The following is a 3,014-nucleotide window of genomic DNA, read 5'->3' on the forward strand; positions in this document are numbered from 1 at the left end:
ATCCAGGTTTAATGATGGATCAACTCGACTTTAGTGGCACCTGGACCGGGCGAGCCCAGAAATCAGCATTCACTCGGGTAAGCGCCGAGAAGGACTTTGCGACCAGAATCGCCCTCGTTGCCCAGCAATTGGCCGAGACCAGCCGCAAGTGCGCCGACGAGTTGGCGTGGGCTCGTGAGCGCGTGCTCACGTTGGTTGGTGCCGCAGAAGCAGACGGCTTCATGACTAATGAGGACTGGAGCGTGGGGATACAACCCACCGTTGTCAATTCGGGCGAGATGGCACAACTAGAATCGACTGCCGCAGTGTGGCAGGAGAAGATCACGAATGCGATTGCCGACCTCGATGATTCCGATCGAGCTTATGAGCGAACAGCTGGCGACAGAACGGCAGACCTGCCCACGGGGGGCGAAGTTGACGGCAACGCCACGCCATCTCCAGGCATCCCTGGACCTCCGCGACCCCCGTCCACCGACTCCGGACAAGCAGCTCATGGCTCCCAACCTTGGTATGCCCGAGGTGACGACCTGATCTTCAAGAAGACAGTAGCGGAAGCCGCCTCTGCAGCAGACGCTGTCGGCTGGACCAATGCCGCAGCGCATCTGCGTCACTATCTGGGAAATTCGGGAGACGATTACACCGTCGATCCGGATGAGGTGATGCGTGACGATCCTACCGTCCGGCTACTGACTGACAGCATGGTCAACTCCGAGGTTCAGCGGATCGCGGCAGAAACAGTTGCGAGTGGGAATTACGGTCAGCCAGTTCAATTCCAAACCGAGTGGCGCGACTCCACCTTCGATCAGGAGACGCAACCCGATTGGTTCTACGCAATCGGATCGATGGAGAATTCTGCGAGCGGAGTTGTTACGGTCAATCCCCCAGATGTGCCCGGCGGCGAACCGCGGGTCACGGTGGACTACCAGACCCATGTGTTCGACCGCTACAACTGGGATGGATCCAAGTCGACCGAAATCGCTGGAGTCACCGTTACCGACGCGAGCATGGGTGAACTTCATACATCTGGGCTCGCACAAGAATTCAATTTGACCGGGTCGTCCAGCGTCAAGCATTTCGACGGCGCCTTGCCTGCGAACGGCGTACCGATCGAATTGCCAAATGCGCCGGACAATCGCGACGGAACCCGATCAGACCCCGGAAGGTAGCCATGCGAACGCCACAACTGATGCAAGGGAGAGGATCAGCGAAGTTCTGTGCTGCGTCCCTCGCCGCAGCAGTCGCCCTACTATGCGTCTCATGCGCCGAAGGAGACCGCCCACGGAGCGGTGACGCAGTGTCAACCGATGCCGTAGACATCGCGGCGGCAGTGGAGTTCGGTGGAATTGTGCTTCCCGATAGGGCGGAAGTTCTCGGCGTCAAGCATCAGACCGGCATGGACGAGTCATACGATTTGTCGATAACAACGGATGCGGCCGGAGTCGACGAACTACTCGCCATGTCACAATTCACGGCACCCCTGGGGGAAGGGTTCATTCAGTACCCGAATGTTGCTGCGGGACCCGAACTCTCTGAATCGCCTTTGGTCGTCAGCGGAAATGACCGAAGCCACTCGCCCGACGGTCAGCGGACCGCGCGGCACATACGGGTTGACAAGCGGGAACCGCCGATAACCTATGTCCACATCTTCGTCGCGACCACCCCGTAACGTTCGCCACAAGGTGTGGATCCCTCGCCGGATTTGACGATGCTCGCTCGTCCGGAACAGACTCGGTGAGGTAGGCATTCGATGGTGTGCATCAATCCCGACGAAGTCCTCGGCACCGGCCGGACGCTTGCGGCTTACTGCGGCGAGGCTCATGCGCGAATCACGAGCCTGTTCGATGGTGGCGCCCCAGCGCGGACCGCACCACTCGACGAGTGGGAGTGTGTACGCTGCCAGCGGTTTCGTCACGTCGTCTCGGCCGCACACTTACGGAGCGCCCGTCAGGTCCGACGCCCGGAGTCTGCACCCGGTGTCGGCGGATATCGAGGCCGCCTTGTATGTGCCGACTGTGATGGTTCGCCCGTCTGGGCTGTGGAGTTGAACGTCGTGCCGGCCGGGCTGATCGACGCGAACGGTGATGTCGTGCAAACCCATCGACTCGGCAATAGTTTGTACTGCGTCCAGGACGGCAGGCCAACTGGTGTCACTGATCGGAACCGCGGAGAACCTGCTGGCGGTGAATACCGAGATCCCCCTCGTACCTGCGCCCTCCCCGGGGCATGTCCCTTCGTTGCGTTCTCTCGCCCACTCCCAGCCCAGGCTCGGGTGGACAGAGGATGCCGCCGCACTCATCTGCTCGATCGCTTCGGTGACTTGCGCTTCCGTTGCCTCTATCGACGGCAACGCGCGCATCCGATCCTCGACTGCGTCGATCTCTCCGGAACTCATCGCGTTCAGCCCTTCCACCACATTGTCGGATCCTCCACATGCGGCGAGAACGAGTCCCACCACCGCGAGTCCCGCTACCAATAAACGTCTGCTTGTCATCGCACCACCAGGTCCGGTAGGCCGGCCACGACGACAGCCAGGTTGTATCCCGACATCCGGCTGTTCCCTTCGGCGTCGGGACGTGCGTACTCGGAATGTCCATGGGCCGCGTCGCGGTGCACACCGTCGGGGCTGACGCCGTCGCTTACCGACAGATTCGGGAAGATCACGGATGGGTCCGGGCCGAAGCGACCGGTCTTGCCCATCTCGGGTACGAACCGGTCGTCGTCGGCTTCCATCGCGTAAACGTGGCCAGGCTCCAGCCCGAGATCGGCTTCGCTGCTCGCCTCGACACCCGGTGAACCATAGAAGACGACGTCGTCGACGGGAGCGCCGCCGGGCTCCTGCAGCGCAAGCCCCGTGGTCAACGATCCGTATGAATGCCCGAGTGCGGTGAGGTGTGGGTCGTCTTTCTGCGACGCCGCATCGAGGCCGTTGAGGAATCCGGCAAGATTCGTCGCGCCGTCGGTGGCACGATCGGTGGACGCGACGTCGACGCCGCCGCGAACGGTGTCGAAGTTCC

3 protein-coding genes are annotated in these 3,014 nt (G+C 61.5%); 1 reads left to right on the forward strand and 2 read right to left on the reverse strand.

Features of this window, described 5'->3' with window-relative positions:
* Nucleotides 1–1,166: hypothetical protein (locus WAW17_RS16540; protein WP_422334031.1), on the forward strand; the 1,166-nt coding region annotated here is incomplete at its 5' end.
* 764 nt (nucleotides 1,167–1,930) lie between these two features.
* Here WAW17_RS16540 and WAW17_RS16545 read toward each other — a convergent pair.
* Both WAW17_RS16545 and WAW17_RS16550 read right to left on the reverse strand, forming a co-directional pair.
* On the reverse strand, nucleotides 1,931–2,491 hold the full coding sequence (locus WAW17_RS16545) for an LppA family lipoprotein (RefSeq protein WP_422334032.1): 561 nt from the start codon (nucleotides 2,489–2,491) through the stop codon (nucleotides 1,931–1,933).
* A partial coding sequence (locus WAW17_RS16550) for an alpha/beta hydrolase (protein WP_422334033.1) occupies nucleotides 2,488–3,014 on the reverse strand: 527 nt, incomplete at its 5' end. The genes WAW17_RS16545 and WAW17_RS16550, both read right to left, overlap by 4 nt.

This window comes from Rhodococcus sp. (in: high G+C Gram-positive bacteria) (assembly GCF_049286785.1).
Classification (GTDB): domain Bacteria; phylum Actinomycetota; class Actinomycetes; order Mycobacteriales; family Mycobacteriaceae; genus Rhodococcus_F.